A 25,997-nucleotide genomic window follows, 5' to 3' on the forward strand; every position below is an offset into this window, starting at 1 on the left:
CTCCCGTGGCGCCTAGCGCCTCAGACGCCAGAACGTCCGGAAGTCGGTCTTGTCGGCCGCTGCTCCCTGGACGACCTCACCGCCGAGATGCATCGTCTGCTCGACAAGCGGGGCGCAAATGTCCTTGCAGACATTCTTGGACGTGCCCCCGTAGAGGATCTCGTAGTCCGGATTCTTCTTCAGCCAGCTGAAGATCGCTTCTTCAGCGTGCTCGAAAGCAGGGTTGCCCTGCTTCGTCAGCCTTCCGGGGACCAACGAGCCCGGCACGAACTCCTCCCCCGACTTGAGCTTCAGGAGGTCACCCTTCTGACCGGAGCTCATCGCCACCTTCTCCACGATGTCGGTCGAGCCCTTCTTGCGGACACCGATCACCGCGACGGTGACCATGCTCTCCTTGATGAAGTGCAGCTGACCGGCCAGTTCCTCGGCCCGCGCCCGCGCGGCAACGGCTTCGTTCTTATAGCCGCAGTTGTGGACCAGGACCGCGGTCTCGCCGGCCACCGCGTAGTAGGTGTGGACGCCTTCGACCGAGAGGTTGTAGACGCGTGCCGTGCGGTGGGCGGTGTCGACCGCGGTGATCTGGACCCACGTGCCGGCCGAGGTCTGCAGCCACATGCCGGACCGCAGCTCAGCGGCCGCGACCCACTTGCCGTAGTCCGGGAGCCAGTACAGGTGGCCGGCGGTCGAGGTGATCGTGCCGGGCTTGGCCTCGCCGTCCTTGCCGTCGGGGTCGACGGTCAGGGTGACAAGGTCCTTGCCCGCCTCGTGGTTGCGCGTGTCGGTGACCATGCGGGAACGGGTGTCCCCGGTCTCCGGGTCGGTGGCCACGACCTGGTCACCGACCTCGAGCGACTCGATGTTCTTCGTGCTGCCGTCCGCGAGGACGACCTTGGTGCCAGGCACGAAGCTGTTCGGGCAGCTCGTCGGCTCCGACTTCTCCTTGGGCTTCGGCGGGGTCGCCGCGTCCGCCACGTCGTCGGCCTTGTCCTCGGCCTTGCGAATGTCGTTGGCCGAGTCAAGAGCGTCGACGCCCTTCTTGGCGTACTTACCGGCCTTGACCGCGGAAGCGGCGTAGCCGACGAAGGGGATCGCCGAGCTCATCGAGAGCGCGGCGTCGACATAGTTCCCCTCGGCCGCGTACCAGATGCCGTTGGCGACATCCGCGACCTCACCCACGACCGGGACCAGACCCACCACGTCGAGGGCCGCATGTCCGATGTCGGACAACGAGAGCCCGAAGAGGTGTCCGTCGAGCTCGACGAAGCTGATCGGATTGCCGCCGGCGAAGGAGTAGCGATTGCCGGTGAACGGGTCGGTGGCCAGGGACATGTCGGCCAGGGCGCCGCTGTACGAGTCGCGGGTGAGGAAGCGGTTCAGGCCCGGGTCGTAGTTGCGGAAGCCCATGTCGTACGTGCCCGAAGCGCCGTCCCAGCGCGAGGAGTTGTAGCGGAAGGAGTTGTAGTCGCCCTCAGCCGCTCCACCCCCGTCCGGATTGTCCGCTCCGGTCATCTGGGACTCGTCGTCGGAACCGTAGGCCGTGTAGCCGTAGGTGGCCCGGGTCTTGCCGTCCTCCTTGCTGATCGCCTCGACGTCACCACGTGGGCTGGTGATGTACTGGGAGTACTCCTTGGTCCCCCCGTCCTTGTGCTTGATCTGGGTGGCTCGCTGGCCGCCGGCGAGGTACTGGTAGTCCTTGTCGGCCTTGCCGTCGACCGTCTCACGCAGGAGCGTGCCGTCCAGGCCGAGGTAGGTGTACGCCGTGGTCTTGGACTCGGCGCCGGAGGTGGTCTGGGAGACCGTCCGGTCGAACGGGTCGAAGACGTACGACGTGGTCACCGCGGCTGCACCGAAACCCGAGCGGGTCTTCACGGTGCGGTCGAAGCCGTCGTAGTAGTACTTCTCGGTGGTCTGGCCGCTCGTGCTGATGGTGTCCAGCCGTCCGAGCGGGTCGTAGTTGTAGGTGGACGTCACGCCGTTGGCGCTGGCGGACAGCAACCGGTTGCGGTCGTAGCGCTGGGTCGTGGTGGTGTCGTCGACCGTCTGCGAGACGATGTTGCTGTTCCGGTCGTACGTGTACGACTCGGTGGACGGGTCGTCACCGGCCTTGTCGACGCCGGTGATCCGGTCCTGCGGGTCGTAGGTGAAGGTGTACGTGTTGTTGATGTAGGCCGAGTTGTCATCGGCGTTCATCAGCTTGAGCACGTCCTTGGAGCGGTGCCCGTTGAGGGAGTACTCCAGGTCGTGCTGCGCGACCACCGTGCCGCCCGACGTCTTCTCGACGGACTGCTTGACCGAGCCGTCGAGCTGATACTGCATGTCGAGCGTGTTGCCGTTGGGCTTGGTCTGCCTAAGCAGCTGCCCGCGGCCGGTGTAGGTCATCGTGGTGATCTGCTGATTGCCCGCGGTGGGCGAGTCGGCGTTGGTCACCTTCTTGACCATGTCGCGCTCGTCGTACTCGATCTGCGTCCAGGTCAGATCGTGGGTCGACGTGATCGGATTGCCGTTCACGTCGTAGGTCAGCGCGGTGGTGTTCTTCACCGTGCCGCCCGCGAGCTCCTCGACCTTCGTGATGTGGTTGAGACCGTTGTACGCGATCTTGTACGTGTCGATCTTCGCGCCCGGCGAGAGGTCCCGGATCTCGCTCATGTTGCCGTTCGCGTTGTACTTGTAGGTGAAGTCCTTCTTCTCGTCGTCCGACTCACCGGAGTTCGAGCGGACCAGCTTCACCGAGTCCGCCAGGACGGTGCCGTTCGCCTGGTCGGTGAGCGTGACCTTCTGCGGACCGTCCTCCACGAACGCGTACGAGCCCAGGGAAATCCACTCACCCGTACGCTGCGTCTGGTCGACCGTCCTGGTGGTCGTGCCACCGTTGTAGTCGACCTTGAACTTCGCGTCCGTGGCCGCACCGGTCATCCGCGGATGCCGGACGAGCACCTCGTAGGTGCCGTCCTGCGGGATGTTGAGCTGCCAGGAGAACGACGAGGTGCCGGTACCGGCCGCATGCGAGTAGGTGTCGTAGCCGTACTGCTGCTCGGCCGACGTGCGCGACCAGTTGCCCTGGGTCGCGGTGTTGTTGAAGTCCGAGCTGTCGACGAGGACGACCTGCTTGCCGACGGGGACACCGTCGTCCGAGCGTGCCTTCTGGTTGCCGGACGGGTAGTAGTCCCAGGTCATGGTGCGCTGCTGGGAGCCACCCGCCGAGGTCAGGGTGTTCTTGGTCTGCTGACCCAGGGGGTTGTACTCGTAGGACGTCGTGATGTCCCACGGGTCCTTCGCAGTCCTGGTCCAGCCGTTGTCGTAGTAGGTGTACTCGGTGACGTTCCGGACCGACTGACCGTCCGACGGCGGCGCGGAGACGGAACTCAGGTTGCCGACCGAGTCGTAGAAGTAGAAGGACGAGTCAGGTGTGGAGTAGCGGGCGTCGTCCTTGTCGAACGGCGAACGCTCCTCCTTGACCCGGTTCAGCTCGTCGTAGACGGTCTCCGACGTGAAGTCCGTGGCGTCGTCCGTGGTGGCGACACCGCGCGGAGTGATCGTCTTGGTCTTGTTGCCGACCTGGTCGTACTCGTACTTGGTCGTTCGGTAGGTGATGTTGCCCGAGCCGTCCTTGCTCACCGGGAGCTTGGACTCGGCCAGGGCACCGCGCTCGTCGTACGTGGCGAGCGACTCGTTGCCCTCCGCGTCCGTCTGCGCGATCCGCAGACCGTCCTTGTCGTAACGGACGGACGTGAACTCCCCGATCGCGTCCGTGGTCTTCACGACTCGGTGGTTCAGGTCGTACTCGTAACGCGTGGTGTAGTCGTCGGGGTTCGACGTGGCGTTCTTCCGGGCGTCGACGATCTTGAGGACATTGCCGACGTTGTCGTGCTCGACCGTGGCCTTGTTGCCCTCGGCATCCACCATCTCGATGGCCTGGTAGATGGCGTCGTACCGGGTCGTGGCGGTGAAGTCGCCCTCGGTTGCCGTCAGGTTGCCCTGCGGACCGGTGACCTGGACGAGGTTGCCCACCTTGTCGTACGTGGACGTGGTCTCGCGGACCGGCCCGGTCGGCTCGTCCGCCGGGTCGACCATGTGAACACGCTGGTCGGCCTTGTCGAACACCCCCGTGGTCTCTGTCCCGTTGGGGGCATAGGCCTTGGTGATGTTGTCATTGGCGTCGTACTCCAGCGCAGGAGTGACAATGAAGTCTCCCGCCGCCTGATCCTTGGGCTCGCGCTTCTCCAGCGGCCGGCCGAAGACGTCGTAGGTCTGGGTGACCTCGGCGCCCTTGGCGTTGACGACCTTGGTGACGTTGCCCCGGACGTCGTACACGAAGTGCGACGGGTGGTCGAGGGCGTCGAGAATGGTCTCCGGGTAGCCGACCGGGGTGTAGCCGTCGTACTCGGTGTCGTGGCCGTTGGCGTCGATCTCACGGGTGGCCTGGCCGTACGCGTCGTACTCCGTGCGGCTGGTGTAGTCACCCGCCGTCGCCGACGCGACGCCCTTCGGGTCGGTGACCGAGGTCAGGTTGCCGCGGGTGTCGTAGCCGAACTGGAAGGTGCGGCCCTCCGGGGACCTCTTCTGGAAGAGGTCCGCGATGTAGCCGTTCAGGCCGGTGGAGTAGGTGAAGGTCTGAGCCGCGGTGCTGTTCTTGTTGGCCTCGGCGTCCTTCTGCTCCAGCGGGTAACCCGTCTTGGGGTCGTAGGACCAGGTGGTGACGGCCCCGTTGGCCTCTTCCAGCCTCGTGACGTTGTTGTCGGCGTCCCACGCCGTCTTCGTCGTTTCCGACTTGGCGTTCCTCATCTCGGTGGCGCGGCCGTAGCCGTCCATCGAGTAGAACGTGGCGTGGTTCTCCGCGTCCGTGACCGTGGTGTTGATGACCGAACCCGCGGTGCCGTCCGGGTCCGCGTAGACGTATCCCGTGGTGCCGCCCAGACGGTCCGTGATGGTCTGGGCGTTCCAGTGGAACTTCGGGTCCTCGCCCTCGCTCGGGTAGTAGTAGTCGAGCGAGGTCGAGTTGCCGCGCGGGTCGGTGACCTTGACCAGCTTGACGTTCTTGTTGCCCTGGGTCGCGTCGTAGACGAACGTGAAGACCTTCGGCTGGGCCGAGCCCACACCGTCCGTCAGCTCGCCCAGAAGGCCCTTGTCGCTGTAGACGAACTCGAGCTTGCGGCCCGAGACGTCCGTCATCGACCTGACGTGGTCGATGATCTTCGGGTTGGTCAGGTTGGAGCCGGTGACCTTCGTGCCCGCGTCATTGATGTACGCGTACGACTGGCCCTTCGTGTAGTAGTCGACCGTCAGCGTCTGCCGGCCGGTCGGGTCGGTGATGTACTTGAGGAACTTCGTCGGCTTGTTGTTGGACTTCCGCTCCTCGTACGTGTACGACTGCGTGTTGCCGTTCTTGTCGACGACCGACGTCAGGTAGCCGTCGCAGTCGAAGAAGAACTGGGTACGGTCCGGGCGGGTCAGCGACCAGGCCTTCGGATCGCCGTCCTTGTCCGGGGTGCAGTCCACGCCCGCGCCCTGCTGCAGCAGGTAGTGGACGCCCGCCGGAGCCTTCCAGGTGCCGTCCTGCTCCTTGCGGAAGACGTGCTCGGTACCGTCGCCGTCCGGGAGGGTGACCTCGGTCGGGTTCGGGTTGGGGTGGAAGTCCAGCGCCGCGCCGAGCCGCAGCGGCATGGCGGCCTGCGCCGACCAGCCGTGGCCCAGGACGGTGTCCGAGGTGTCCTGCGAGTTGTACGCGAAGCGCACGAACGTCGACAGACCACGACCCGGGTTGTTGAAGGCGTTGTACTGCCAGACGGTGTTGCCCGCGTACAGGTTCGTCATCAGCGACGAGCCCGCGCCGGTGTTCTTCCCCGCGTACGAGTAGAACTTCTCCAGACCCAGCTGGTTCGACGTCGGGTCCTCGGTCCGCACGTTCTGCGCGAGCGGCGGGAGGGACTCGGTGGCCGACAGCCAGGTGCCGGCGGTGTTGTTGCGCAGGTCCCACTTGAGGACGTAGTCGAGCCGCTTGTTGCCGGAGTCCGAGTTGATCGGGGCCTTCAGTGACGCCTTCACCGTCACCGATTCGCCGGGGTTGAGGTCCTCCGGCAGTGCGGTCTGCAGCTGGTTGCCACCGTTCGTCGCGTCCGTGCCGTCCGGCAGCGACCAGGTGTAGGAGAGCGCGTGGTCAGCGGCCTTCCACACCGAGGTGGTGGTGTTGGTCAGGGTGACGTCGGTCGTGTAGGTGTCACCGGGAATCATCCGCGCCGGGGTGTACGGCGCGTAGTACGTCGAGTCCGTCGTCTTGGCGATGTACGTGACGACGAGCTGCGGACGCAGCTGCGGCTCCTCCGCCTCCGACGAGAGGAATATCGTCCGCTCCTGCGGGCCGGCCGTCGACTCGTCCTTGAGCCGGATCGCCACACCCTTGTTGCTCGCCGGGGTGTCCACCCAGTTCTGGGCGAGCGACGTCAGGTACCAGCTCTGCCGCGCCGGGTCGTTGGTGACCGTGCCCACCGTGTCGGCGACCGTGGCGTCCATGTCGCCGCCGGACGTTGTCCACGGGGTGGTGGAGGTGGCGTTGTTCCAGCTGGCGGCGGTCTCGTCGAAGTCCCGGGTCAGCCCGTGAGCCTCGTAGATCGCGCCCGCGCTCGCCGTCGTGGTGATGAACCCCCACATGTCGAGCTGCGCTTCCAGCACCCGCGACCCGGCCGGTACCGCGCTCACGCCGGGGAACTTCAGCAGTGCGCGGGTCTTGCCGTAGGTGGCCGAGTTGTTGCCCACCGACAGCCAGTTCCGGTTGACACCCGTGTCGGAGATGGTGTCGTGGCCGGTGGTCGGCTGCGCGGACGACAGGGTGGTGTCGGTCTGTCCGGACTGGAGCACCAGGGTCGTACGGCCCGCCTTCGGCAGCTTCACGAGCTGGGTGGGGGCCGGGACGACCTGCCCGTCCTTCGTCTTGACCGCGACCATGTAGTAGAAGACGTTCCCGAACGAGTCCGCCGAGTCCGCCGGGGTCGGCGTCGCCGTGGAATCCGTGAACGCCGTCAGGTCCTTCGACACCGGCGCAACCAGGGTCTGCGAGGACGGCGTGAACGTCTGGAAGACGCTTCGGTGGACCTGGTACTCGACGATGTCGTCACCGGTGGCGACGGGGTCCGCGTCCTGGTATGCGGACCAGTTCAGCTCGGCGCCGGTGGCGTGGACGACCTGCGGTGCGTTGAGGCCGACGCCCTGGCGGCCCCAGGTGAGCACCAGCTTCGGATAGTTGGCCGTCTCACCCTTGTACGCGTACTCGGACGCCTCGTACCGCGGACCGCCCTTGGGGCCGTTGGCGCTCTCGTCGCCGGCCTTGATGACGAAGCCGTTGTTGGTGTACGTGCCGTCGATCCACTGCTGGACGGTCTTGGTCACCGGGAAGGAGTGCCAGGTGTTGTACTCGTTCGGCTTCTTGGTGACGACGCCGCCCTTGGTGAAGCGGACGGCGTCGGCGAGCACGGCGGTGGTGGTGGAGGCGGGACCGTCGCCGAGGACGACCTTGCCCGTGGTGCCCGCCTTGAACGGATGGGTGCCCAGTGTCTTCCACACTCCGGCGGTACCGGCCTGCTGGTTGACCGCGTAGGTCTGGGTCCCGCCGTTGTAGGTGACGGTGTACGGGGCGTTGGTGGCCCGGTCGGAGGCCGGGACGTAGTGCGCCTCGACCTGGTAGTTGCCGTCCTCGGGAAGGTTCGGTTGCCAGGTGTAGGTGTCCCCGGCGACCGCGTCCTTGTTGAACACGTAGTCCTGGTTCACCGCGTACTGCGTGAACGCCGTGTTCGTGGAGGCCGGCCAGGCGCCCTGGGCCGCCGTGGTGCCGGCGTCGCGGTCGTCGACCAGGACGGAGGTGCCGGACAGCTCACCGGTGATGCCGTTGGCGTTGTTCCACGTCGCCTGCGACTCGGTCCACGACTGGGTGGCGCGGTGCGCCTCCAGCTGCACCTCGTTGGCGTCGGTGGTGTGCGTCTGGTCGTAGTACAGCTTGAGTTCGGCCGAGTCCAGCTTGGTGCCCGCGGGCACGCCGGAGAGGCCGAACCGCAGCAGGGCGCGGGAGGAGCCGGTGGTGGTGTTGCCCACCGAGAGCCGCCAGCTGCCGTCGTGGTTCGCCGCCGGGTCGTCCGAGGAGATCATGACGTCCTGGGACTGGGTCGGCGTCGGCGACACCGAGATCGTCGGGTCGACGACCACGGGGTACTGGCGCTCCGGCGCTGCGAGCCACTCGGCGTCGGGCCGCAGGCTCACGGCGTAGGAACCGTCCCGGCCGGTGAGCGACTGCCCGACGGCGTCCGTGCTCCTGTTCCCGTACGGAGAGCTCTTGTCCTTCTTCGCGTCCGTCATGAACGGTGCGGGGATGACCAGCTCGGGCCGGGTGGCACCCGCGCCCTCGCTGAAGAGCGCTATGGAGCCGTTCTTGCGGGCCTTGGCGCTGAGCCCGTTCGTGGCGAGCGTGAAGTCGTACGAGGGCGTCCCGGCGGGCCGCTCGCGCAGGACGATGCCCTCCTTCACGCTGCCGTTGCCGACGGTGTACGTCAGGTCCACGCCCTTGCCGAAGGCGTCGCGGTACGTGACGACGTTCTTGTCGACGTGCGGGGTCAGCCTGCCGCTGCCCGCACCCTTGATGCCGATGGCCACCCAGTGGCCCGGGTCGAGTTCGAACCGGACCAGCTCGGCGGACCTGCTGCCGAAGTACGTGCGCGTCAGGTTGGTGGTGTTGGCGTGGCTGAAGCCGGTCCGGTCGGTGGCGGAGACCGTGGTGTCGATCGGCTTCCAGGCCCTGGCCTTCCCCTTGCCGGTGGCGTAGTCCCTGGCCACCGCGGAGACTTCGGACTGGACGCGGCCGTCGGAGAGCTGCCAGTGCCGGGCGTAGGGTGTCCGGCGTTCCGTCAGCTCCCGCACCCTCTTGGGCTTTGCGGCCGCCTTGCCCTTGGCGAGGTGCTCATTGCTGGTGACGGCCGTGTCGGGAAGCCGGGGCGGCTTGGCCTCTTCGCTGTCGTCGGCGGCGAACCAGCTCTTGATGCCGTCGACGATTCCCTTGCCGTCGCCCGGTGGAGCGGCGGCGAACGCGGGTGCCGGCGCGGAGGTGGCCATGACGGCCAACACCGCACTCGTCACCAGGAGCCGCCTGGCTCGTGGTCTATACATCTGTTCCCTTTCGCGGAACGGGTGCAGGGCCTTGCTCGCGCGGGCCACCGACTCAGTGGGTGCGCGCGCAGGAAAAGGGCGCTCCGGTGGACGGAAGCGCCGCAGGGGGTCGATATCTGGTCGCGGGTCGGAATCGGCGACCGGTTGGCAGCCGACGGCTGCGATTTCTACTTCATTTCGAGAGGTACATGTCAAGCGTTGCGGCATATCCGGCAAGGCGACTGACCTGGCGTCAATAACCCTTAAATTTCTGGGAATTACTCCAAGTCAGGCGCGCGAAATCAGCCATTGGGGATACGTTTCGAGACACGCGACAGCTCAGGACGTCCGGTTTGTCTGCTCGGGTGTGCTGAGTCGAGGCCATCGTGTATAACCGCTGGGCCGTCCGACGGGAATGCGCGGCGGGAACTCCGCGCAAGCGAAGCATGATTGTGGCCCCATGCCGCCGAAACCGTGCTGCCTCCCCCTCTTTCCGTCCGCACGGCATGAATTTCCGCCGGCCCGCGACCGGCCGCGGATACCGATCAGCTGCGTACGAGGGATGGGCATGAGTCCTAGAGGAGCCCGCGCCAAGCGGGCGAACGGGAAGAAGCGTGCGGTCTGGCTGGCGGCGGGAGTCGTCCTCCTGGGAGGCACGGGTGTGACGGCCGTCGCCGTCACGGGTGGCGCCGAGGACTCCGGTCCCGGCGACGGGAACGGCCCGGCCACGGCGCATGTGCTGGCCCTGGACGGCAAGGACCCGAAGAAGCGGACGCTCCCGCGCACCGACACGCAGATGTTCTCGCTGGTCGGCGTCTCCTGGGAGGACAGCACCGACGGCTTCGAGGGCACCGCCCAGATACGCACCCGCCAGGCCGACAACGGTGACTGGTCCGAGTGGCGCGATCTCGACTTCGACGTTCGGGCGCCGGAGTCCACGGAGGGCAAGTCCTCGGGCGTGCGCGGCGCTTCGGAGCCGATGTGGGTCGGGCCGTCGGACGCGATCGAGGCGCGGGTGGTCGCGGACGGCGAGGAGACCGCGGTGCCCAAGGCGCTCCGGCTCGACATGATCGACCCCGGTGAGACCGCCAAGGGCAAGGGCAGCGACGGAGGCAAGGGGAAGCGCAGGCCCACCGCCTCCTCCCCCGCTGCCACGCAGACCTCTGCCGCCCCCGCGCCGGAGCCCTCGGCGTCCGTGCCGACCGGCGAGCCCACGACGGCTGCTCCCAGCGCCGACCCCGGCGAGACCACGGGCGGCTCGGGTGGCGGCGAGGCCTCGCAGCCTCCCATCGACGAGCCGACCGGTTCGGCCGGTACGCCCGTGGAGCCGACGCCGTCCACCGACCCGACCGAGCCGGCCCCGGGTACGGATCCGACGGACGGGTCCGCATCCGGAAGCACCGGCGGCCCCACCGATGCACCCACCGAGGAGCCGTCCGGTCAGCCCTCGTCCGAGCCCCCCACCAGCGAGGCACCCACAGAGCCGACACCCAGCACGGAGCCCACCGCCCCCGACCCCACCGCCGACCCGAGCGGCTCCCCCGAGCCGAGCACCAGCTCTCCGGCCACGCCCACCGCGCCCACCGCACCCGCCGTCGTCAGCCGCGCGGACTGGGGCGCCGACGAGTCGCTCGTCAAGGACCCGCCCTCGTACCTCAGCAAGGTCGACGCGGTCTTCGTCCACCACACCGCCGGTACGAACGACTACGACTGTGCCGAGTCGCCGGCCATCATCCGGGCGATCCTCACGTACCACGTGCAGACGAACGGCTGGAACGACATCGGCTACAACTTCTTCGTCGACAAGTGCGGGACCGTCTTCGAGGGCCGCGCGGGCGGCGTCGACCGGCCCGTGCTCGGCGCCCACACCTACGGCTTCAACAGCTACTCGTCGGGCGTCTCCGTCCTCGGCGACTACGAGAACGGCGGCACCCCGACCGCAGCGGCCCAGCAGGCCGTCGCCGACATCGCCGCCTGGAAGCTCGGCCTGCACGGCGTCGGCCCGGAGGCGAAGGTGACGCTCACCGCCGCCGCGGACACGGGTGTCTGGAAGAAGGGCCAGCAGGCGAACCTGTACACCATCTCCGGGCACCGCGACGGATACGCCACCCTCTGCCCGGGGGCGACCCTCTACTCCGCGCTGCCGTGAGCACGTGTGCACGCGAGCCGTCAGTCGCGGACCGCCCCGTACCACCGCCACGAATCCAGCCGTCCCCGGCCCGGCAGTTCGCCGCGGCCCGTCGCCCAGAGGAGGGTCGCCCAGCGGTCGGTGTCCTCAGGCGCGCCGGGAAACAGGCGGGCGAGGACGCGGTGGCAGAGGCCGGGCGGCGGGGTCCAGGAGACGCCGAGGCCCTCGGCGATGTCGTGGGTGTGGACGAGGGTCTCGACCACACCCATGGCGGCGAAGCCCTCCGGGTCCGACACCCCGAAGCCGTGGTGCGAGCGCACGTCGGCCGGCACCGTCCGGACCATCGCGGTGAGCATCGCCCCGCACGCCTCCAGCACCATCAGCAGCCCTGCGGGCCCGCCGGCCGGGTCCGCGAACGTCACGTTCGCGGGGCCGCCCTCCCGTCGCGCGAACCAGTGGAAGGGGACCTCCTTGTCCAGCGGGGGCGTGTCCGGGCCGATCTGGGCGGCGTACGCGAAGAGGTCGTCGGCGAGATGCTCGACGGTCTCCCAGCAGGTCCACTCCAGGGTCCCGGCCTTGGCGTCCCAGTCGCCGCCGATGCGGCTCCGCAGGGTCGTGAGCGCGAGCCGCACGGCGTGCTGGACGTCGTCGGCGGTGACGGGGCTTCTCGCTGATCCGTGATCGTCGGCCATGGCGGGACCGTACCAGCGGCATGTGACAGGCTGTCGACTCCCTTGATTCCCCGAATGAGTCACCGGCCCTCCCTCATCGCACCAGGGCGTCGGTGGCCGCACACACGGCAAGACCGGTGAGCAGAAACGCCGTTACGGCGCTCAGAAGTGCGACCTCGTAGTAGGTGCCGCTCCCCCATGAACCGGCCGCATACGCCGCGGCCGTCCCGACGACCGCTGCCGCGCCGAGCTGAGCGCCCAGCCGCGGACGGGACCCGGAACCGCCCTTCCGGAGCGCGTACGCAGCCGCCACGAGCAGGATCAGAAGTCCGGCGAGGGCCGCCAGAGCGGGCGTCCCGAAGGCCACCCCGTACCGCACGGGAAGCGCGGGCACGAAGAACAGGACCAGCCAGCGGCGCAGGCCCTCGCCGACCACGGCCACCGCGCCGCCCGGGACCGGTCGGCCGCGGAGCCTGCCGGCGGCCCGGCGCGCGAGGAAGAGGACGAGCAGCGCGCCGGCCGCGTAGGGCGCGTTCCGGTCCACCTTGCCGAGGTTGTAGAGGAGGAGGGTGTCGTACACCAGCAGCACCAGCGCCCCCAGGGCGGCGAGCGACACGAAGAACAGCAGCAGACCGCCCGCGCCGAGCGGCCCTCCGCCCGCCTTCTCCTCGTCCTTGTCCTCGTCCTTGTCCTCGTCCTGGTCCTCGTTCTGGCGCGCGGCGAGCCACCTGATGAACAGCGGTGTCATCACAGCCGCCACCAGCCGGACGGCGATGTCATCGACCGTGTACGGATTGCGCAGATCCCATTCGACGAGACAGAAAACGGCGGTGTACGAACCCGACGCGGCCCAGAGCAGCGACGACCGGGCCACCCTCGGGTAGAGGGCCGTATCCAGCCACCGCAGCACGACCATGAAGGCGAGGAGCACGAAGGGAAGTTCGAGAAAGGCCTGCACGCGCAGCACGGACGGCGCGAGGAGTTCCGGTGCGGGGAAGTGCGCGGCCCCCCAGCCCAGCGGCCCGCTGTCGGTGGCAGCCAGGGCGAACCAGCCGTCGGGGAGATACCGGGCGATGAAGGACGCGTCGCCGCCGTGCACGCGCGCGACGTGGATGGTGAACAGCGCCTGGTTCAGACAGACCAGTGCCACCACCGCACCGAGCGCACCCCCGGGACCGATCCTGCGCCCGTGGGCCGTAGCCCCCGCCGGCGTCGCCGGCACCCGGCGCCCCGCCGCCAGGGCGACGAGGACCGAGAGCACGACCACCACATCGACCGCGCCGCCCCACCGGCTCACGAGCGCCTCCTGTCCGCTGTCCCCTGTCCCCTGTCCCCTGTCCCCTGACCGCTGTCCCCTGTCCCTCTATCGGCAGACGGCCTCGCACGCATCGTTTCCGGCCGGGCGGCGGGACCGGCCGTGGAGGGTGAGATACAGCCGCTGGACCGACTCCTCCGCCCCGGCCTCGAAGCGGTTCACGACCTTCCCGAGTGGATTCCAGACCCGCCCGTCGGGCATCCGGACCCCCACGGGCTGCCGGAACAACTCGCGCTGCTCCGCGTCGAAGTCCATCCAGATCCCGCCCGCCCTGCGGACCAGCACCTCACCGGTGTACGCCCCGAGCCCCTGCAGGGTCCCGGCGACCCGCGCCCGCTCGGGCCGGTCGCGGCGCAGCCCGTCGACGACGAAGTCCACCAGCCTGAGGCTGGCGACGGAGTAGTCCAGAGGCAGCCGGCTGCGCCGGGTCAGCCGTGTGACGAACTCCGCAGTGAACGCGCGCATTCCGGCCGCCTCCGGCAGCCCCGTCCCGTAATCCCCGTCCATGCCCCGACCTACCCCTTCGCACCGTCGCCGCTGCGCCGCCGTTGTCGACCGACACTGATCCAGCGGAAACGGGCGCACGAACATCACGCGAAGGGCGGTGTGTTCGTTCTCACGTACGAAAACCTGCCGTTCTCGCGGCGTGGGTACTTGCCCCCGAGACGTCGGCGGAGCCGGGGCACCGAGCGGTCGTGCCGTGTCCGGGGAGTGGTCCATGCCTCGGCCCGTTCGGACCCGTATTCCGATGGCCCGTCAATCACCTGCTCATTTCGGGCGATCATCGGCAGGGCCGCGGCCCGTCCCGGGCTTTTTGCGGGTGTTCGGTCCCTATGCTCGCGCCTCATGAGAAACCGCCCCACGAGGCGCTCCCGCACCGCGCTGGTCGTCGCCGCTGCCCTCTCCGCCGGGTTCTGTCTCGCCGAACCGGCCGGCTCCGAGCCCGCAGCCTCCGAGCCCCCAGGCGGCTCCGCACACACAGCCTCCGAACCCGTCGCGACGAGCGGCGACGTCCACACCGTCCCCGTGCGGGCCGGTGACGACCCGACGCTCATGGCGGTCCCCGCCCGGACCACACCGCCGTTCAGCATGATCGGCCTGACCTGGAACGACGCGTCCGCGCAGCTGGCCGGCACCGCCGAGGTCCGCACCCGGGACAGCCGTACCGGTGCCTGGTCCGAGTGGCGGACGCTCGACGCCGATGTCCGTGGGCCCGAGTCGGGGCCCGAGCGGGCCGGGACCGCGCTCCGTGGCGGGACCTCGCCGCTGTGGACGGGACCGTCCGACGGGTTCCAGCTGCGCGCCCGGGGCGAGGCGCTGCCGGAGGGGCTGCGCGTCGAACTGGTCGACCCGGGGAGGAGCGACGAGGTTCCCGTGCCCCCGTCACCGCGCGCCGAGGCACCGGCCCGCGCGCCGGCCATCACGTCGCGTGCGGGCTGGGGCGCGGACGAGTCGATCGTCATCGACCCACCCAAGTACAACAGGACCACCAAAGCGGTTTTCGTCCACCACACCGCCGGGACGAACGACTACACCTGCGCCGAGTCGGCCGCGGTCATCAGGGGCATCTTCACCTACCACGTGCGGAGCCAGGGCTGGAACGACATCGGCTACCACTTCCTCGTCGACAAGTGCGGCAAGATCTTCGAGGGCCGCGCGGGCGGCATCGACAAGCCCGTCCAAGGCGCGCACACGTACGGCCTCAACACCGACACGAGCAGCATCTCGGTGCTCGGTGACTACATGACGGCCGAGACCGTTCCGGCCGTACGGCAGGCCATCGCCGCGGTCGCCGCTTGGAAACTCGGGATCTACGGACACGACCCGGCGGGGACCGTCACCCTCACCCCGAGCGTCGACAACGGGAAGTACAAGGCGGGCGAGTCGGCCACGCTCCACCGGATCTCCGGGCACCGGGACGGCTCCGCGACCGACTGTCCCGGCGACAATCTCTACGCCGATCTGCCCGAGATCCGGGCGCTCGCCGCGGCCATCGCCGCCGGGGTCCTCCCGGACGCCTCCGACGTGGACGGCACGGGCACCGACACGGGGACCGGCACCGGCACCGGCGCGGATACCGATGTCGATGCCGACGTCGATGTCGATGCCGACGACTGGGAGACCGTGGACGCCGACGTCGCCACCGGCGACTTCGACTCCGACGGTTTCCCGGACGCCGCCCTCACCTACCGCACGGCGCAGGGCTCCCTCTCCCTCGTCCTGCTGAGGGGCACGGCGTACGGGTTCGACACCCGCTCCCCCGGCTTCCTGCACGGCGCGGGCGGACGGGCCGTCACCGCCGGTGATCTCAACGGCGACGGGTACGACGACCTCGCGGTCATGACCACCCGCGGTTTCGCCACCTTCCACGGCTCGGCCGGCGGTCTCACCACCACGGGTGCGCCTACTCTCCACGGCAGCAGCCGGGACAGCCGTGAGTCGTTCACGGCACGTGACACGGACGGCGACGGGTACGACGAACTCGTCGCCGAAGGAGCGGTCGTGGCACGGGGCGGACCGGACGGAGTCACTCCGGTGACGGGCGCCCGGGTCCCACGTCCCTAGGACGCGCCCTGGGCGGCCCTCGCCCGACGGGACAGGGCAGCGCGGAGCACGCGCTGCCCTTCCGTCGAGAGGTCGAGGGCCCGGCGAAGGCCCGCTCCGCCCGGGGTGGCCGACAGGACCTCGAGGATCTGGATCTGGCGGCGCTGCTCCCCCGCCACGAGCGGGCCCTGCGTCCCGCCCGACGGATCGAGCTCCTGGTGGAGTTCGATCGCCAGGGCCGAGCACGCCGTCGCCCACTCGGCGAGCGGCCCCACGGCCCACTCCGACGGCGCGGCGCCGATCATCTTCCGTACGGGGGCGGCGGCCTCGTCGGTGTCGGGGGTGTCGTCCAGCACGGCTCTGGCCGCCGCAAGTCGCTCGGCCCAGCCGTCCTCGCCCGCGGCGATGCCCGCCCAGAGCGGGCGCAGCACATCGGTCTCGTCGATCAGCAGGGGCAGGCAGCGGTCGAGACAGGCCAGACCGCTCGCGGCCAGGCTCCGCTCATCCGCTTCGGCGATCAGTTCCGCCAGGCTCATCGACGCCTCCAGTCGGGTGCGGACCGCAGTACGACGCAGTACGGCGCGGTGCGGACGAAGGTACCGCTCTTCTCTGCGCCACATGGCCGAAAAGCGTCACTCGATCGTTCGACGAGGCGTCACACCGTGGCCACGGTGCGTCCCTGGAGGGCCTTGGCGTGCTGCATCGCGGTGAGCTTGCGGACGAAGAGGATTGCCAGCACCGCCGCAGCGATGTCGGCCGCGTTGCTGAGTATCAGGAGTCCCATGGCTTCGTGGATCTCCGCGGCATCCTCCGCGTGGTTGTCCACGCCGGTGGCGATCCGGTCGACGGCCCACGAGCCCAGCCACGCCGCCCACCAGGCATTGAGGACCGCGCGCGACGTCCGCCGCCCCGGCGTTCCGAGGTCGCGGTCGCTCGCGTCCCAGACGTCGGCGGCGACCCCGTACGGAATCCAGAGGTTGGCGATGGGAATGAACCAGGAACCGACCGCCCAGCCTGGGCCGCGGCGCTGCAGATCCGGCCCGAAGACCCCGGCGTTGATGCGGGCCCGGTGGAACCAGAGGATGAACACGATGGCGGTCACGAGAAAGGCGACCGCGGAGAACCCGGGGTTGAGGTTCAGCAGCAGTTGGGCGCGGTCCAGGCCCTCGTCACCGTAGGCGCTCAGGTCTCCCTCCGCCACATCGCCCATCAGCCCACGCATGAGCGCCGCGGCGTAGATCCACACCAGGTCGACGAGCACGACAAGACCGAGCAGGGCGACGACGGCGTACGACAGACCGACGGGTGCCCGCAGCACCGGACCGGTGACAGGCGGACGCGCGGAACTCATCACAGAGGTACCCCCCACGGGCAGAAGAACGGGAAACCGGAAACGGCGAACGAGAAACGGCGAACGGGGAAGCCGCAGCGCGCCCCCTCCCCCGGGGCCTGCGGAAGGGCCGGACACCGGCCGTTGGGCCGGACCCTATGCGGCGCCGCCGATCGCCGTCCAGCGACAAAGCGCCAGTACAGCCGCCGTTTGCCAGCGTCGCGCTCGGCCTGCCCGCGCTCAGCCCAGCTGGTTCGCCAGTGCCGTGAACTCCGCCCAGTTCATTGCCGGCTGCCCCGGTGCCCAGGTCTTCTGGGCCAGCGCCCGCAGCGGCATCCGGATGCCCGCCGCCACCTGGTCCTGGGTCTGCGCCTGGGCGAGGTCGGACCAGATCGCGAGGCGGGCGCCCAGGATCTGGTCGGAGTAGCGCGCGGGGACGGCGGTCGTGCCGCGCATGACGAGCGGCGTCCACTGTTCGTAGATCCGCCGGCCGGTGGGGTACGTGAACTCGTTGGGCTCGCCGAGCACGTAGTAGAGGTATTCGTCGTTGAGGTTGACGACCTTGCGGCCCTCCGCCAGGTACTCCTGCGGCTGCCGCGCCCCGATCTCCTTGCCGGTCCAGTACTCGACCTCGACGTTCTTGTCGCCGGACACGACCCCGTCGCGGAAGAAGCCGTCGTTCCACGCCTTGGGCCGCTTGTCCGCCGCTCGCACGACCGCCGCCCGGTCGTTGAGCCAGCCGGTCGCCAGGTCCTGGACGCCGGCCTGCGGCCCGTACGTCTGCTGCGCCGCGCGGGCCAGCTGCGGGTACGAGGCCGCCGGGTCGCGCACGGTCAGCGCCTGGTACTCGTCGGCGCCGATGTGGAACCAGTCGCCGGGGAAGAGGGCCGCGTACTCGCGCAGCAGATCGTCCACGATCCGCGCCGACTCCGGCTTCGAGATGTCGATGGCGCCCTGCCGCGGCACGCCCTGCGTGTTCCGGAGCTGGAGATCCGGATGGGCCCGCATGACCGCGCCCAGATGCCCCGGCGAGTCGATCTCGGGCACGACCGTGATGTGCAGGCTCTGCGCGAGGGCGATGATCCGGCGCACCTGCTCCTTGGTGAGGTGCTGGGCCGAGACGACCTCGGGGTGCGAGTCGGAGGCGATCCGGAAGCCCTGGTCGTCGGAGAAGTGCAGCCCGAGCTGGTTGAGCTTGAGGTCGGCCATCTCCCGCAGCCGGTCCTCGATCCAGTCCGCGGTGTAGTGCTTGCGCGCGATGTCGAGGTTGAGCCCGCGCTGCGGCCGCTCAGGACGGTCGCGTACGACGCCCTCGGGCATGACGCCACCGGAGCGGAGGGCCTGCTTCAGGGTGCGGGTGCCGTAGAAGACGCCGGCCTCGTCAGGGCCGGTGATCCGGACGCGGTTGCCGCGGGTGGTGATGGTGTACGACTCGGGCCCGCCCGCCTGCGCCGGGCCGAGCGCCAGCTCGACGTCGCCCGCGCGTGCCGGTCCGCTGTTGCGCACGTCCGTCTTCAGTTCCTGGGACAGCAGCCTGGCCTCGTCGGCGAGCACCTCGCTGCCCTTGGCGACGACGATGGCGCTGCCGGGGCCCGGCCGCCAGCCGGGCCCGCGTGCCGCCTCGTGCGCCCGTACGGACGGGATCGTGCGGGGGGCCGTGGAGAGCGGATACGTCTTCGTGGGGGCGGGTGCCGTCGGCGAGGGAGTGACGGCCGTGGGCGCGTCACCGCGCGCGCCCGGCTGCGTACCGCTCCCGGAGGAGCAGGCCACGACCGTGGTCAGTGCCGCGGCGGCCACGACCGCCGAGCCCGCGAACCGCCTGCTCCTGGACATTCCCCGCGACGTACCCCTGGAGTCCCAGATCATCCCATCAGCCTCCTCTTACGGGCGAAGTATGGCCAATCAAGATGAACCATGCGAAGAAGGTCGCGTTCGTCCACAATGCGCGCCGAAACGCTCCCGTCAGGGTGAAATTCACGCATCCGTCGGACGGCTCCCGGCGCGCCTCGATAGCGTTACGGTCCATCCACCCCAGCCTTCCCGGTCGCCACGCGACTGCCCCTCTCCAGGAGCCGAGGAGCCCACGCTGTCCAGCGAATCGCACACCGGCGTCCTGCGGATCCCGGCTCCGGCCCCACCCTCCCGGCCTACACCGCCACTGCCGTCCCGCAGCCCCGTGCCCGCCGCCGCGGGCCGCACCGCACCGCCCGGCCTGGAGCACTTCAACACGGCCCCCGCGGGTGCTGCCGAGGCCGTCCTGCTCGCCTGCTGCGGCAGCCGCCGCTGGTGCCGCCGGATCGTCGCCCACCGCCCGTACCCCGACCTGGACGCGCTCCTCGCCGCCGCCGACGAGGCGAGCTACGACCTCGGCGCCACCGACCTCGACGAGGCCCTCGCCGACGAGTCCTCCTCAGGGCTGCACCCGGGCGCGCCCGCGGCCGCCCACACCGCCCTGCGCGCCGCGCACGCCGCGTACGAGAGCAGCTTCGGCCATGCCTTCGTCATCTGCCTGGACGGCGTACGGCCCGACGAGCAGCCCGACCAGGTACTGGCCGGGATCCGCTCACGACTCGGCAACGATCCGGACGAGGAGCGGGTCGTCGCCGCCGACGAACTGCGACGACTCGCCCGAGCCCGGCTGTCACATCTCGTGGCGAATCCGCACGAGATTCGCGATCCGGAGCACTGCGCGGCCCCTCGGAGCCCTGGTCCGGAGCCCCGGCACCCCGCCAGGGAAGCGTCCCGATAGCCCGTCCGTGCCTGTTTGATTGCCGGTTTGATCACACCTGTGGACCCGGCGCGAGGGATCCGACATCTCGTCGCTACGATGGCCAGGGCCGGTGGACCGTACCCGGCCGGGCCAGACCGACAGAGCTGTCACTTTTGGTAGAACGCTGGCGGCCGGCTCCAATCCCCGCTCCCGGAGGGTTTTTCCGTGCCGGCTGGAACGCTGTACCGCGGCCGGGAAGGTATGTGGTCCTGGGTGGCTCATCGAGTCACCGGCGTCCTCATCTTCTTCTTCCTGTTCGTACACGTGCTGGACACCGCTCTCGTCCGCGTCTCCCCCGAGACGTACGACGAGGTCGTCGCCACGTACAAGAATCCGATCGTCGCGCTGCTGGAGTACGGCCTCGTGGCCGCCATCCTCTTCCACGCGCTGAACGGCCTTCGTGTCATCGCCGTGGACTTCTGGTCCAAGGGCCCTCGCTACCAGAAGCAGATGCTGTGGACCGTCATGGCCATCTGGGTCGTGCTGATGGCGGGCGCCCTGTACCCGGTCCTCGGCCACGCCGCACGTGAACTGTTCGGGAGCTGACGCCAGACATGTCTGCTGAGACCTCTTCCGCTTCGGCGATCGGTGCCGTCGAGGGTGTCGGACCGTACGACGTCGACAACCCCGCCCCCCTCATCGAGGCGCCGCGCAAGCGCACCGGGAAGACCCCGAAGGCGACCCGCGGCAACTTCGAGATGGCCGCGTGGCTCTTCATGCGCCTGTCCGGTGTCGTCCTCGTCGTCCTCGTCATCGGCCACCTGCTGATCCAGCTCGTGCTCGACGGCGGCGTCTCCAAGATCGGCTTCGCCTTCGTGGCCGGCCGCTGGGCGTCCCCGTTCTGGCAGACCTGGGACCTGCTGATGCTGTGGCTGGCGATGCTGCACGGCGCCAACGGCCTCCGCACCGTCATCAACGACTACGCCGAGCGGCCGAACACGCGTCTGTGGCTCAAGGGCCTGCTGTACACCGCCACGGTGTTCACCATCCTTCTGGGCACGCTGGTGATCTTCACCTTCGACCCGAACATCCGCTAGGCACGGGGCTGAGGTAATCCACGTCATGAAGATCCACAAGTACGACACCGTCATCGTCGGCGCCGGCGGCGCCGGCATGCGCGCCGCCATCGAGGCGACGAAGCGCAGCCGCACCGCCGTGCTGACGAAGCTCTACCCCACCCGCTCCCACACGGGCGCCGCGCAGGGCGGCATGGCCGCCGCGCTGGCGAACGTGGAGGAGGACAACTGGGAGTGGCACACCTTCGACACGGTCAAGGGCGGTGACTACCTGGTCGACCAGGACGCCGCCGAGATCCTGGCGAAGGAGGCCATCGACGCCGTCCTCGACCTGGAGAAGATGGGCCTGCCGTTCAACCGGACCCCGGACGGCACCATCGACCAGCGCCGCTTCGGCGGCCACTCCCGCAACCACGGCGAGGCCCCGGTCCGCCGGTCCTGCTACGCCGCGGACCGCACCGGCCACATGATCCTCCAGACGCTGTACCAGAACTGCGTCAAGGAGGGCGTGGAGTTCTTCAACGAGTTCTACGTCCTGGACCAGCTGATCACCGAGGTCGACGGCGTCAGGCAGTCGGCCGGTGTCGTCGCGTACGAGCTGGCCACCGGTGAGATCCACGTCTTCCAGGCGAAGGCCGTCATCTACGCCTCCGGCGGCACCGGCAAGTTCTTCAAGGTGACCTCCAACGCGCACACCCTGACCGGTGACGGCCAGGCCGCCTGCTACCGACGCGGTCTGCCGCTGGAGGACATGGAGTTCTTCCAGTTCCACCCGACGGGCATCTGGCGCATGGGCATCCTGCTGACGGAGGGCGCCCGCGGTGAGGGCGGCATCCTCCGCAACAAGGACGGCGAGCGCTTCATGGAGAAGTACGCGCCCGTCATGAAGGACCTCGCCTCGCGTGACGTCGTCTCGCGCTCCATCTACACGGAGATCCGCGAGGGCCGCGGCTGCGGTCCCGAGGGCGACCACGTCTTCCTGGACCTGACCCACCTGCCGCCGGAGCAGCTGGACGCCAAGCTCCCGGACATCACCGAGTTCGCGCGTACGTACCTCGGCATCGAGCCCTACACGGACCCGATCCCGATCCAGCCGACCGCGCACTACGCGATGGGCGGCATCCCGACGAACGTCGAGGGTGAGGTCCTGGCGGACAACACCACCGTCGTCCCGGGTCTGTACGCCGCCGGTGAGGTCGCGTGCGTGTCGGTGCACGGCGCCAACCGCCTGGGCACCAACTCGCTGCTCGACATCAACGTCTTCGGCAAGCGCGCCGGTATCGCCGCCGCCGAGTACTCGGCGAAGAGCGACTACGTCGACCTCCCGGAGAACCCGGCCTCCTTCGTGCAGGAGCAGGTCGAGCGGCTGCGCAACTCCACCGGCTCGGAGCGGGTCGCAGTGCTCCGCAAGGAGCTGCAGGAGACGATGGACGCCAACGTGATGGTGTTCCGCACCGAGCAGACGATCAAGACGGCGGTCGAGAAGATCGCCGAGCTGCGCGAGCGCTACCTGAACGTGTCCATCCAGGACAAGGGCAAGCGGTTCAACACGGACCTGCTGGAGGCCATCGAGCTGGGCAACCTGCTCGACCTGGCCGAGGTCATGGCCGTCTCCGCGCTGGCCCGCAAGGAGTCCCGCGGCGGTCACTACCGCGAGGACTTCCCGAACCGCGACGACGTCAACTTCATGCGCCACACCATGGCGTACCGCGAGGTCGGCGCCGACGGCACCGAGACCGTCCGTCTCGACTACAAGCCCGTCGTCCAGACCCGCTACCAGCCGATGGAGCGTAAGTACTGATGGCTACCCCGACCATGGACAAGGTGGAGGCGGAGGCTGCCACCTCCCCGTACATCACGGTCACCTTCCGGATCCGCCGCTTCAACCCCGAGGTCTCGGCCGAGGCCGAGTGGCAGGACTTCCAGATCGAAATCGACCCGAAGGAGCGCGTGCTCGACGGTCTCCACAAGATCAAGTGGGACATCGACGGCTCGCTGACCTTCCGGCGCTCCTGCGCGCACGGCATCTGCGGCTCCGACGCGATGCGGATCAACGGCAAGAACAGGCTCGCCTGCAAGACGCTGATCAAGGACATCAACCCGGAGAAGCCCATCACGGTCGAGGCCATAAAGGGCCTGACGGTCCTCAAGGACCTGGTCGTGGACATGGAGCCGTTCTTCCAGGCGTACCGGGACGTCATGCCGTTCCTGGTGACCACCGGCAACGAGCCGACGCGTGAGCGTCTGCAGTCCGCCGAGGACCGCGAGCGGTTCGACGACACCACCAAGTGCATCCTGTGCGCCGCGTGCACGTCGTCCTGCCCGGTGTTCTGGAACGACGGGCAGTACTTCGGCCCGGCGGCGATCGTCAACGCGCACCGCTTCATCTTCGACTCGCGTGACGAGGCCGGCGAGCAGCGCCTGGAGATCCTCAACGACAAGGACGGCGTGTGGCGTTGCCGCACGACCTTCAACTGCACGGACGCCTGCCCGCGTGGCATCGAGGTCACGAAGGCGATCCAGGAGGTCAAGCGCGCGCTGATCACCCGCCGCTTCTGAGCGAAGAGTCACACGCTCTGCCACGGGCCCGTTTCTGTACGCTCGCCGTACAGAAACGGGCCTTTGTCATGCGAGAGCGGGGACCTGATGACCGAGCCGAACCCGAACCCCTATGTGGACGGCGGCGACTACCAGTGGGGCCCGGCCCAGCCGTACGGCCAGTCCAACGGCTACGGCTACGGCTACGGCTATCCGCAGGGGCCGCTCGCTCCGACGGGCGCGCCGGGAACGGGTGCGGGGGTTCCGCTGCTGGTGCTCGGGGACATCACGGTCCTGCAGGACTCGATCGTGACGCCGAACGGGACGATGCCGCTCAAGGGTGCGGTGTGGAACGCCACGGACATGTCGCGGACCGAGGAGCACATCCCGACGCACTCGATCGTCCTGGCGGTCGTCTTCTCCGTGCTGTGCCTGCTGGGCCTGCTTTTCCTGCTGATGAAGGAGAAGAGGACGACGGGCTTCGTCCAGGTCACCGTCTCCAGCGGCGGCCGCCACCACGCGACGATGATCCCGGCGACCGGCCCGGACACGATCCACTGGGTGATGGGACAGATCAACTACGCGCGGTCGCTGAGCGTCTAGGACCTGTCATAGCTGGGCTGTGCCAAGGAAGCCCGTGAGGAGGGCGGTCACCTCCGAGGGGCGTTCCAGGGACGGGAGGTGGCCCGCCCAGGCGAGTTCGGTGGAGCGCGCGCCGGGGATGAGGGCGGCGAGGCGGCTGCCCATGGTGCGGAAGTCGGGCAGGTCGTGGCCGCCCGTGACGACGAGGGTAGGGGCCTCGACAGCGGTGGGGTCGATGACGGGCTCCGCCGGGGCCGGGGCAGGAGGCTCCGCAGCGGTCTCCGCCGCGGCTGCGTCCGCCGCCAGCTGGACCTCGAAGGCGTGCCGTTGCATGGCCCGTACGCGCTCGCGCACCGGCTCGTCCGCCTCCGGGCCCAGCCAGGTGGTCACGTTCAGCTCGACGGCGCCTGCGAGGTCGCCCGCCTCGATCAGTTCGTCCTCCCGAGCGCCGAACTTCCGTAGCGCCGGGCCCGGTTCGCATCCGGGCAGGCCGGCGCAGAGGAGCACGAGCGAGGTCACGCGCTCGGGGCGGCGGGCCGCGATCTCGACGGCGACGCGACCGCCGAAGGACGCCCCGACGAAGGCGGCACCGTTGATGCCGAGCGCGTCCAGCAGGGCGAGTACGTCGTCGGCGTCGCGATAGGGACGTACCGCCTCGGCAGGGGTCTCACCGAAGCCCCGGAAGTCACAGCGCACGACCCGGTGACCGGCGTCGATCAGGGCCTGCCACTGAGCGTCCCACATCCGCCGGTCGCAGACGGACGAGTGCAGGAGCACCACCGCGGGGCCGTTCCCCGCCACATCGTGAAAGAGCGTCATACGGGCGACCTTAGGGGCGCGTACGCCCAGGCGCCCCTCCATTTCCCCAACCGGCTTGAACGCGTTCAAGAAGAGGTCTACAGTCCATGACAAGACCTTTTGAACACGTTCAAGGGAGGGTGGGGCATGGACCTCACTGTTGTCGCGTACGCCGTCTACCTGCTGGTCAGCGTGGCGCTCACCATCTGGGTGGCCCGCACGCTCAGCCAGAACGGCCGGATCTTCCTGGCCGACGTCCTGCACGGGAACGAGAAGCTCGCCGACGCCGTGAACCACCTGCTGGTGGTCGGCTTCTACCTCGTCAACCTCGGCTTCGTCGCGCTGCACCTCAGCCAGGACAGCGCCGTCGCCGACGCCCGGGGGCTCTTCGAGGCACTCTCGGTCAAGCTCGGCGTCGTGCTGCTCGTCCTCGGCGTCATGCACCTCGTCAACGTCTACGTCCTCAACAAGATCCGCCGCCGCGGGGTGATGGAGCGTCAGCAGATGCCGCCCGTCCCGCCGCAGGGCTGGACCGGCACCGCCGACAAGGGCCCCTGGGCCGCGCCTGCCGCGGGAGCGTGAGCAGCCATGGGCGGGGCACAGGGGGGACCGGGGGTGCACGTGGAACCGGCGGTGCACGCGGTGCAGGCGGTAGACACGGTGCAGGCGGTGCACGCGGCGCAGGCAGTGCACGCGGTGCCGGTGAAGCATCTGACCGTGCTCTACGACGCGCAGTGCTCGCTCTGCGTCCATCTGCGGCACTGGCTGATCCGGCAACCGCAGCTCGTCCCGCTGGACCTGGTCCCCGCCGCGTCGGACGAGGCCGGGCGGCGCTTCCCCGGTCTCGACCACGAGAGCACCCTGCGGGAGATCACCGTGGTCGGGGACCGGGGGCAGGTGTACCGGTCCACCGCCGCCTGGATCGTCTGCCTCTGGGCCCTGGCCGAGCACCGGCCCAGGGCCAACTGGCTGGCGACGCCCGCCGGCGCGCCCTTCGCCCGGGTGACCGTCCTCGCCGCCGCGAAGTACCGGGAGGCGACCGCGGCACCGTGTGAGGACGGGCGGTGCGAGGTCCCGGGTCCGCCCGACTAGGCCCGTCTTTCGCAGGTGGGGAAACGAGTGTCCAGCCAGCGTGGGCGGGTTGGGTCGACGTCGAGTAGGTCGAGGAGTTGGGCTTGGATG

At 69.2% G+C, this 25,997-nt stretch carries 18 protein-coding genes; 10 read left to right on the forward strand and 8 right to left on the reverse strand.

The features are described from left to right. Positions 1 to 12 precede the first annotated feature (12 nt). Positions 13 to 9,090, reverse strand: coding sequence for a DNRLRE domain-containing protein (locus tag ACFV9O_RS13580; RefSeq protein ID WP_385416545.1), 9,078 nt, complete (start codon positions 9,088 to 9,090; stop codon positions 13 to 15). Positions 9,091 to 9,691: 601 nt separating this feature from the next. Here ACFV9O_RS13580 and ACFV9O_RS13585 point away from each other — a divergent pair. After that, positions 9,692 to 11,272 (forward strand): N-acetylmuramoyl-L-alanine amidase, encoded by a 1,581-nt coding sequence (locus ACFV9O_RS13585; RefSeq protein WP_385416548.1) that lies wholly within the window; start codon positions 9,692 to 9,694, stop codon positions 11,270 to 11,272. A gap of 20 nt (positions 11,273 to 11,292) precedes the next feature. Here ACFV9O_RS13585 and ACFV9O_RS13590 read toward each other — a convergent pair whose 3' ends face one another. The 3 genes from ACFV9O_RS13590 to ACFV9O_RS13600 all read right to left on the reverse strand — a co-directional run bounded on the left by ACFV9O_RS13590 (position 11,293) and on the right by ACFV9O_RS13600 (position 13,744). Then, the gene (locus ACFV9O_RS13590) at positions 11,293 to 11,943 is read right to left on the reverse strand and encodes a hypothetical protein (protein WP_385416549.1); all 651 of its coding nucleotides are present in this window, start codon (positions 11,941 to 11,943) and stop codon (positions 11,293 to 11,295) included. Between the two features lie 73 nt (positions 11,944 to 12,016). Continuing rightward, the gene (locus ACFV9O_RS13595; protein ID WP_385416552.1) at positions 12,017 to 13,219 is read right to left on the reverse strand and encodes a hypothetical protein; all 1,203 of its coding nucleotides are present in this window, start codon (positions 13,217 to 13,219) and stop codon (positions 12,017 to 12,019) included. Positions 13,220 to 13,285: 66 nt separating this feature from the next. Then, on the reverse strand, positions 13,286 to 13,744 hold the full coding sequence (locus ACFV9O_RS13600) for a hypothetical protein (RefSeq protein WP_385416554.1): 459 nt from the start codon (positions 13,742 to 13,744) through the stop codon (positions 13,286 to 13,288). Positions 13,745 to 14,083: 339 nt separating this feature from the next. On the opposite strand from ACFV9O_RS13600, the gene ACFV9O_RS13605 reads away from it, so the two are divergent. Beyond that, positions 14,084 to 15,802 (forward strand): N-acetylmuramoyl-L-alanine amidase, encoded by a 1,719-nt coding sequence (locus ACFV9O_RS13605; RefSeq protein WP_385416557.1) that lies wholly within the window; start codon positions 14,084 to 14,086, stop codon positions 15,800 to 15,802. On the opposite strand, the gene ACFV9O_RS13610 is transcribed toward ACFV9O_RS13605, so the two are convergent. The 3 genes from ACFV9O_RS13610 to ACFV9O_RS13620 all read right to left on the reverse strand — a co-directional run bounded on the left by ACFV9O_RS13610 (position 15,799) and on the right by ACFV9O_RS13620 (position 18,944). Beyond that, complete coding sequence (locus tag ACFV9O_RS13610) at positions 15,799 to 16,317, reverse strand: hypothetical protein (protein WP_385416559.1); 519 nt, start codon at positions 16,315 to 16,317, stop codon at positions 15,799 to 15,801. The genes ACFV9O_RS13605 and ACFV9O_RS13610 overlap by 4 nt on opposite strands. A gap of 119 nt (positions 16,318 to 16,436) precedes the next feature. Then, a complete protein-coding gene (locus ACFV9O_RS13615) occupies positions 16,437 to 17,132 on the reverse strand; it encodes a DUF4328 domain-containing protein (protein ID WP_385416562.1) in 696 nt (231 codons plus the stop codon). 219 nt (positions 17,133 to 17,351) lie between these two features. Continuing rightward, complete coding sequence (locus ACFV9O_RS13620; protein ID WP_385416564.1) at positions 17,352 to 18,944, reverse strand: glycoside hydrolase family 20 protein; 1,593 nt, start codon at positions 18,942 to 18,944, stop codon at positions 17,352 to 17,354. A gap of 280 nt (positions 18,945 to 19,224) precedes the next feature. On the opposite strand from ACFV9O_RS13620, the gene ACFV9O_RS13625 reads away from it, so the two are divergent. The 6 genes from ACFV9O_RS13625 (at position 19,225) to ACFV9O_RS13650 (ending at position 24,038) form a co-directional block, all read left to right on the forward strand. Further along, positions 19,225 to 19,860, forward strand: a complete 636-nt coding sequence (locus ACFV9O_RS13625; protein WP_385416608.1) for a 2-oxo-4-hydroxy-4-carboxy-5-ureidoimidazoline decarboxylase — start codon at positions 19,225 to 19,227, stop codon at positions 19,858 to 19,860. A 186-nt stretch (positions 19,861 to 20,046) separates the two neighbouring features. Further along, on the forward strand, positions 20,047 to 20,427 hold the full coding sequence (gene sdhC / locus ACFV9O_RS13630) for a succinate dehydrogenase, cytochrome b556 subunit (protein ID WP_385416566.1): 381 nt from the start codon (positions 20,047 to 20,049) through the stop codon (positions 20,425 to 20,427). Between the two features lie 8 nt (positions 20,428 to 20,435). After that, positions 20,436 to 20,918, forward strand: coding sequence for a succinate dehydrogenase hydrophobic membrane anchor subunit (locus tag ACFV9O_RS13635; RefSeq protein ID WP_385416568.1), 483 nt, complete (start codon positions 20,436 to 20,438; stop codon positions 20,916 to 20,918). Positions 20,919 to 20,943: 25 nt separating this feature from the next. After that, a complete protein-coding gene (gene sdhA, locus ACFV9O_RS13640) occupies positions 20,944 to 22,698 on the forward strand; it encodes a succinate dehydrogenase flavoprotein subunit (RefSeq protein ID WP_385416569.1) in 1,755 nt (584 codons plus the stop codon). Continuing rightward, positions 22,698 to 23,456 (forward strand): succinate dehydrogenase iron-sulfur subunit, encoded by a 759-nt coding sequence (locus ACFV9O_RS13645; RefSeq protein WP_385416571.1) that lies wholly within the window; start codon positions 22,698 to 22,700, stop codon positions 23,454 to 23,456. Before sdhA ends, ACFV9O_RS13645 begins: the two co-directional genes overlap by 1 nt. Positions 23,457 to 23,543: 87 nt before the next feature. Further along, the gene (locus tag ACFV9O_RS13650; protein ID WP_385416573.1) at positions 23,544 to 24,038 is read left to right on the forward strand and encodes a hypothetical protein; all 495 of its coding nucleotides are present in this window, start codon (positions 23,544 to 23,546) and stop codon (positions 24,036 to 24,038) included. Between the two features lie 6 nt (positions 24,039 to 24,044). Here the strand turns inward: ACFV9O_RS13650 and ACFV9O_RS13655 are convergent, their stop codons facing one another. After that, positions 24,045 to 24,836: an alpha/beta fold hydrolase gene (locus ACFV9O_RS13655; RefSeq protein ID WP_385416575.1), complete on the reverse strand. Its 792-nt coding sequence runs from the start codon at positions 24,834 to 24,836 to the stop codon at positions 24,045 to 24,047. A gap of 126 nt (positions 24,837 to 24,962) precedes the next feature. Between ACFV9O_RS13655 and ACFV9O_RS13660 the strand changes: the two genes are divergently transcribed. Continuing rightward, the gene (locus tag ACFV9O_RS13660; RefSeq protein WP_385416578.1) at positions 24,963 to 25,397 is read left to right on the forward strand and encodes a hypothetical protein; all 435 of its coding nucleotides are present in this window, start codon (positions 24,963 to 24,965) and stop codon (positions 25,395 to 25,397) included. Positions 25,398 to 25,517: 120 nt separating this feature from the next. Next, on the forward strand, positions 25,518 to 25,907 hold the full coding sequence (locus ACFV9O_RS13665; protein ID WP_385416610.1) for a thiol-disulfide oxidoreductase DCC family protein: 390 nt from the start codon (positions 25,518 to 25,520) through the stop codon (positions 25,905 to 25,907). The last annotated feature ends 90 nt before the right edge of the window (positions 25,908 to 25,997 follow it).

The organism is Streptomyces sp. NPDC059909 (assembly GCF_042730885.1).
GTDB lineage: Bacteria > Actinomycetota > Actinomycetes > Streptomycetales > Streptomycetaceae > Streptomyces.

What these genes read in the sequence shown, in the direction of transcription:
- ACFV9O_RS13610 (WP_385416559.1), bottom strand. Translation starts at nt 16,317, where the DNA reads ATGAGCCTGGCGGAACTGATCGCCGAAGCGGATGAGCGGAGCCTGGCC.
- ACFV9O_RS13585 (WP_385416548.1), top strand. Translation starts at nt 9,692, where the DNA reads ATGAGTCCTAGAGGAGCCCGCGCCAAGCGGGCGAACGGGAAGAAGCGT.
- ACFV9O_RS13615 (WP_385416562.1), bottom strand. Translation starts at nt 17,132, where the DNA reads ATGAGTTCCGCGCGTCCGCCTGTCACCGGTCCGGTGCTGCGGGCACCC.
- ACFV9O_RS13590 (WP_385416549.1), bottom strand. Translation starts at nt 11,943, where the DNA reads ATGGCCGACGATCACGGATCAGCGAGAAGCCCCGTCACCGCCGACGAC.
- sdhA (WP_385416569.1), top strand. Translation starts at nt 20,944, where the DNA reads ATGAAGATCCACAAGTACGACACCGTCATCGTCGGCGCCGGCGGCGCC.
- ACFV9O_RS13605 (WP_385416557.1), top strand. Translation starts at nt 14,084, where the DNA reads ATGAGAAACCGCCCCACGAGGCGCTCCCGCACCGCGCTGGTCGTCGCC.
- ACFV9O_RS13635 (WP_385416568.1), top strand. Translation starts at nt 20,436, where the DNA reads ATGTCTGCTGAGACCTCTTCCGCTTCGGCGATCGGTGCCGTCGAGGGT.
- ACFV9O_RS13600 (WP_385416554.1), bottom strand. Translation starts at nt 13,744, where the DNA reads ATGGACGGGGATTACGGGACGGGGCTGCCGGAGGCGGCCGGAATGCGC.
- ACFV9O_RS13620 (WP_385416564.1), bottom strand. Translation starts at nt 18,944, where the DNA reads ATGTCCAGGAGCAGGCGGTTCGCGGGCTCGGCGGTCGTGGCCGCCGCG.
- ACFV9O_RS13645 (WP_385416571.1), top strand. Translation starts at nt 22,698, where the DNA reads ATGGCTACCCCGACCATGGACAAGGTGGAGGCGGAGGCTGCCACCTCC.
- ACFV9O_RS13660 (WP_385416578.1), top strand. Translation starts at nt 24,963, where the DNA reads ATGGACCTCACTGTTGTCGCGTACGCCGTCTACCTGCTGGTCAGCGTG.
- ACFV9O_RS13650 (WP_385416573.1), top strand. Translation starts at nt 23,544, where the DNA reads ATGACCGAGCCGAACCCGAACCCCTATGTGGACGGCGGCGACTACCAG.
- ACFV9O_RS13580 (WP_385416545.1), bottom strand. Translation starts at nt 9,090, where the DNA reads ATGGCCACCTCCGCGCCGGCACCCGCGTTCGCCGCCGCTCCACCGGGC.
- ACFV9O_RS13655 (WP_385416575.1), bottom strand. Translation starts at nt 24,836, where the DNA reads ATGACGCTCTTTCACGATGTGGCGGGGAACGGCCCCGCGGTGGTGCTC.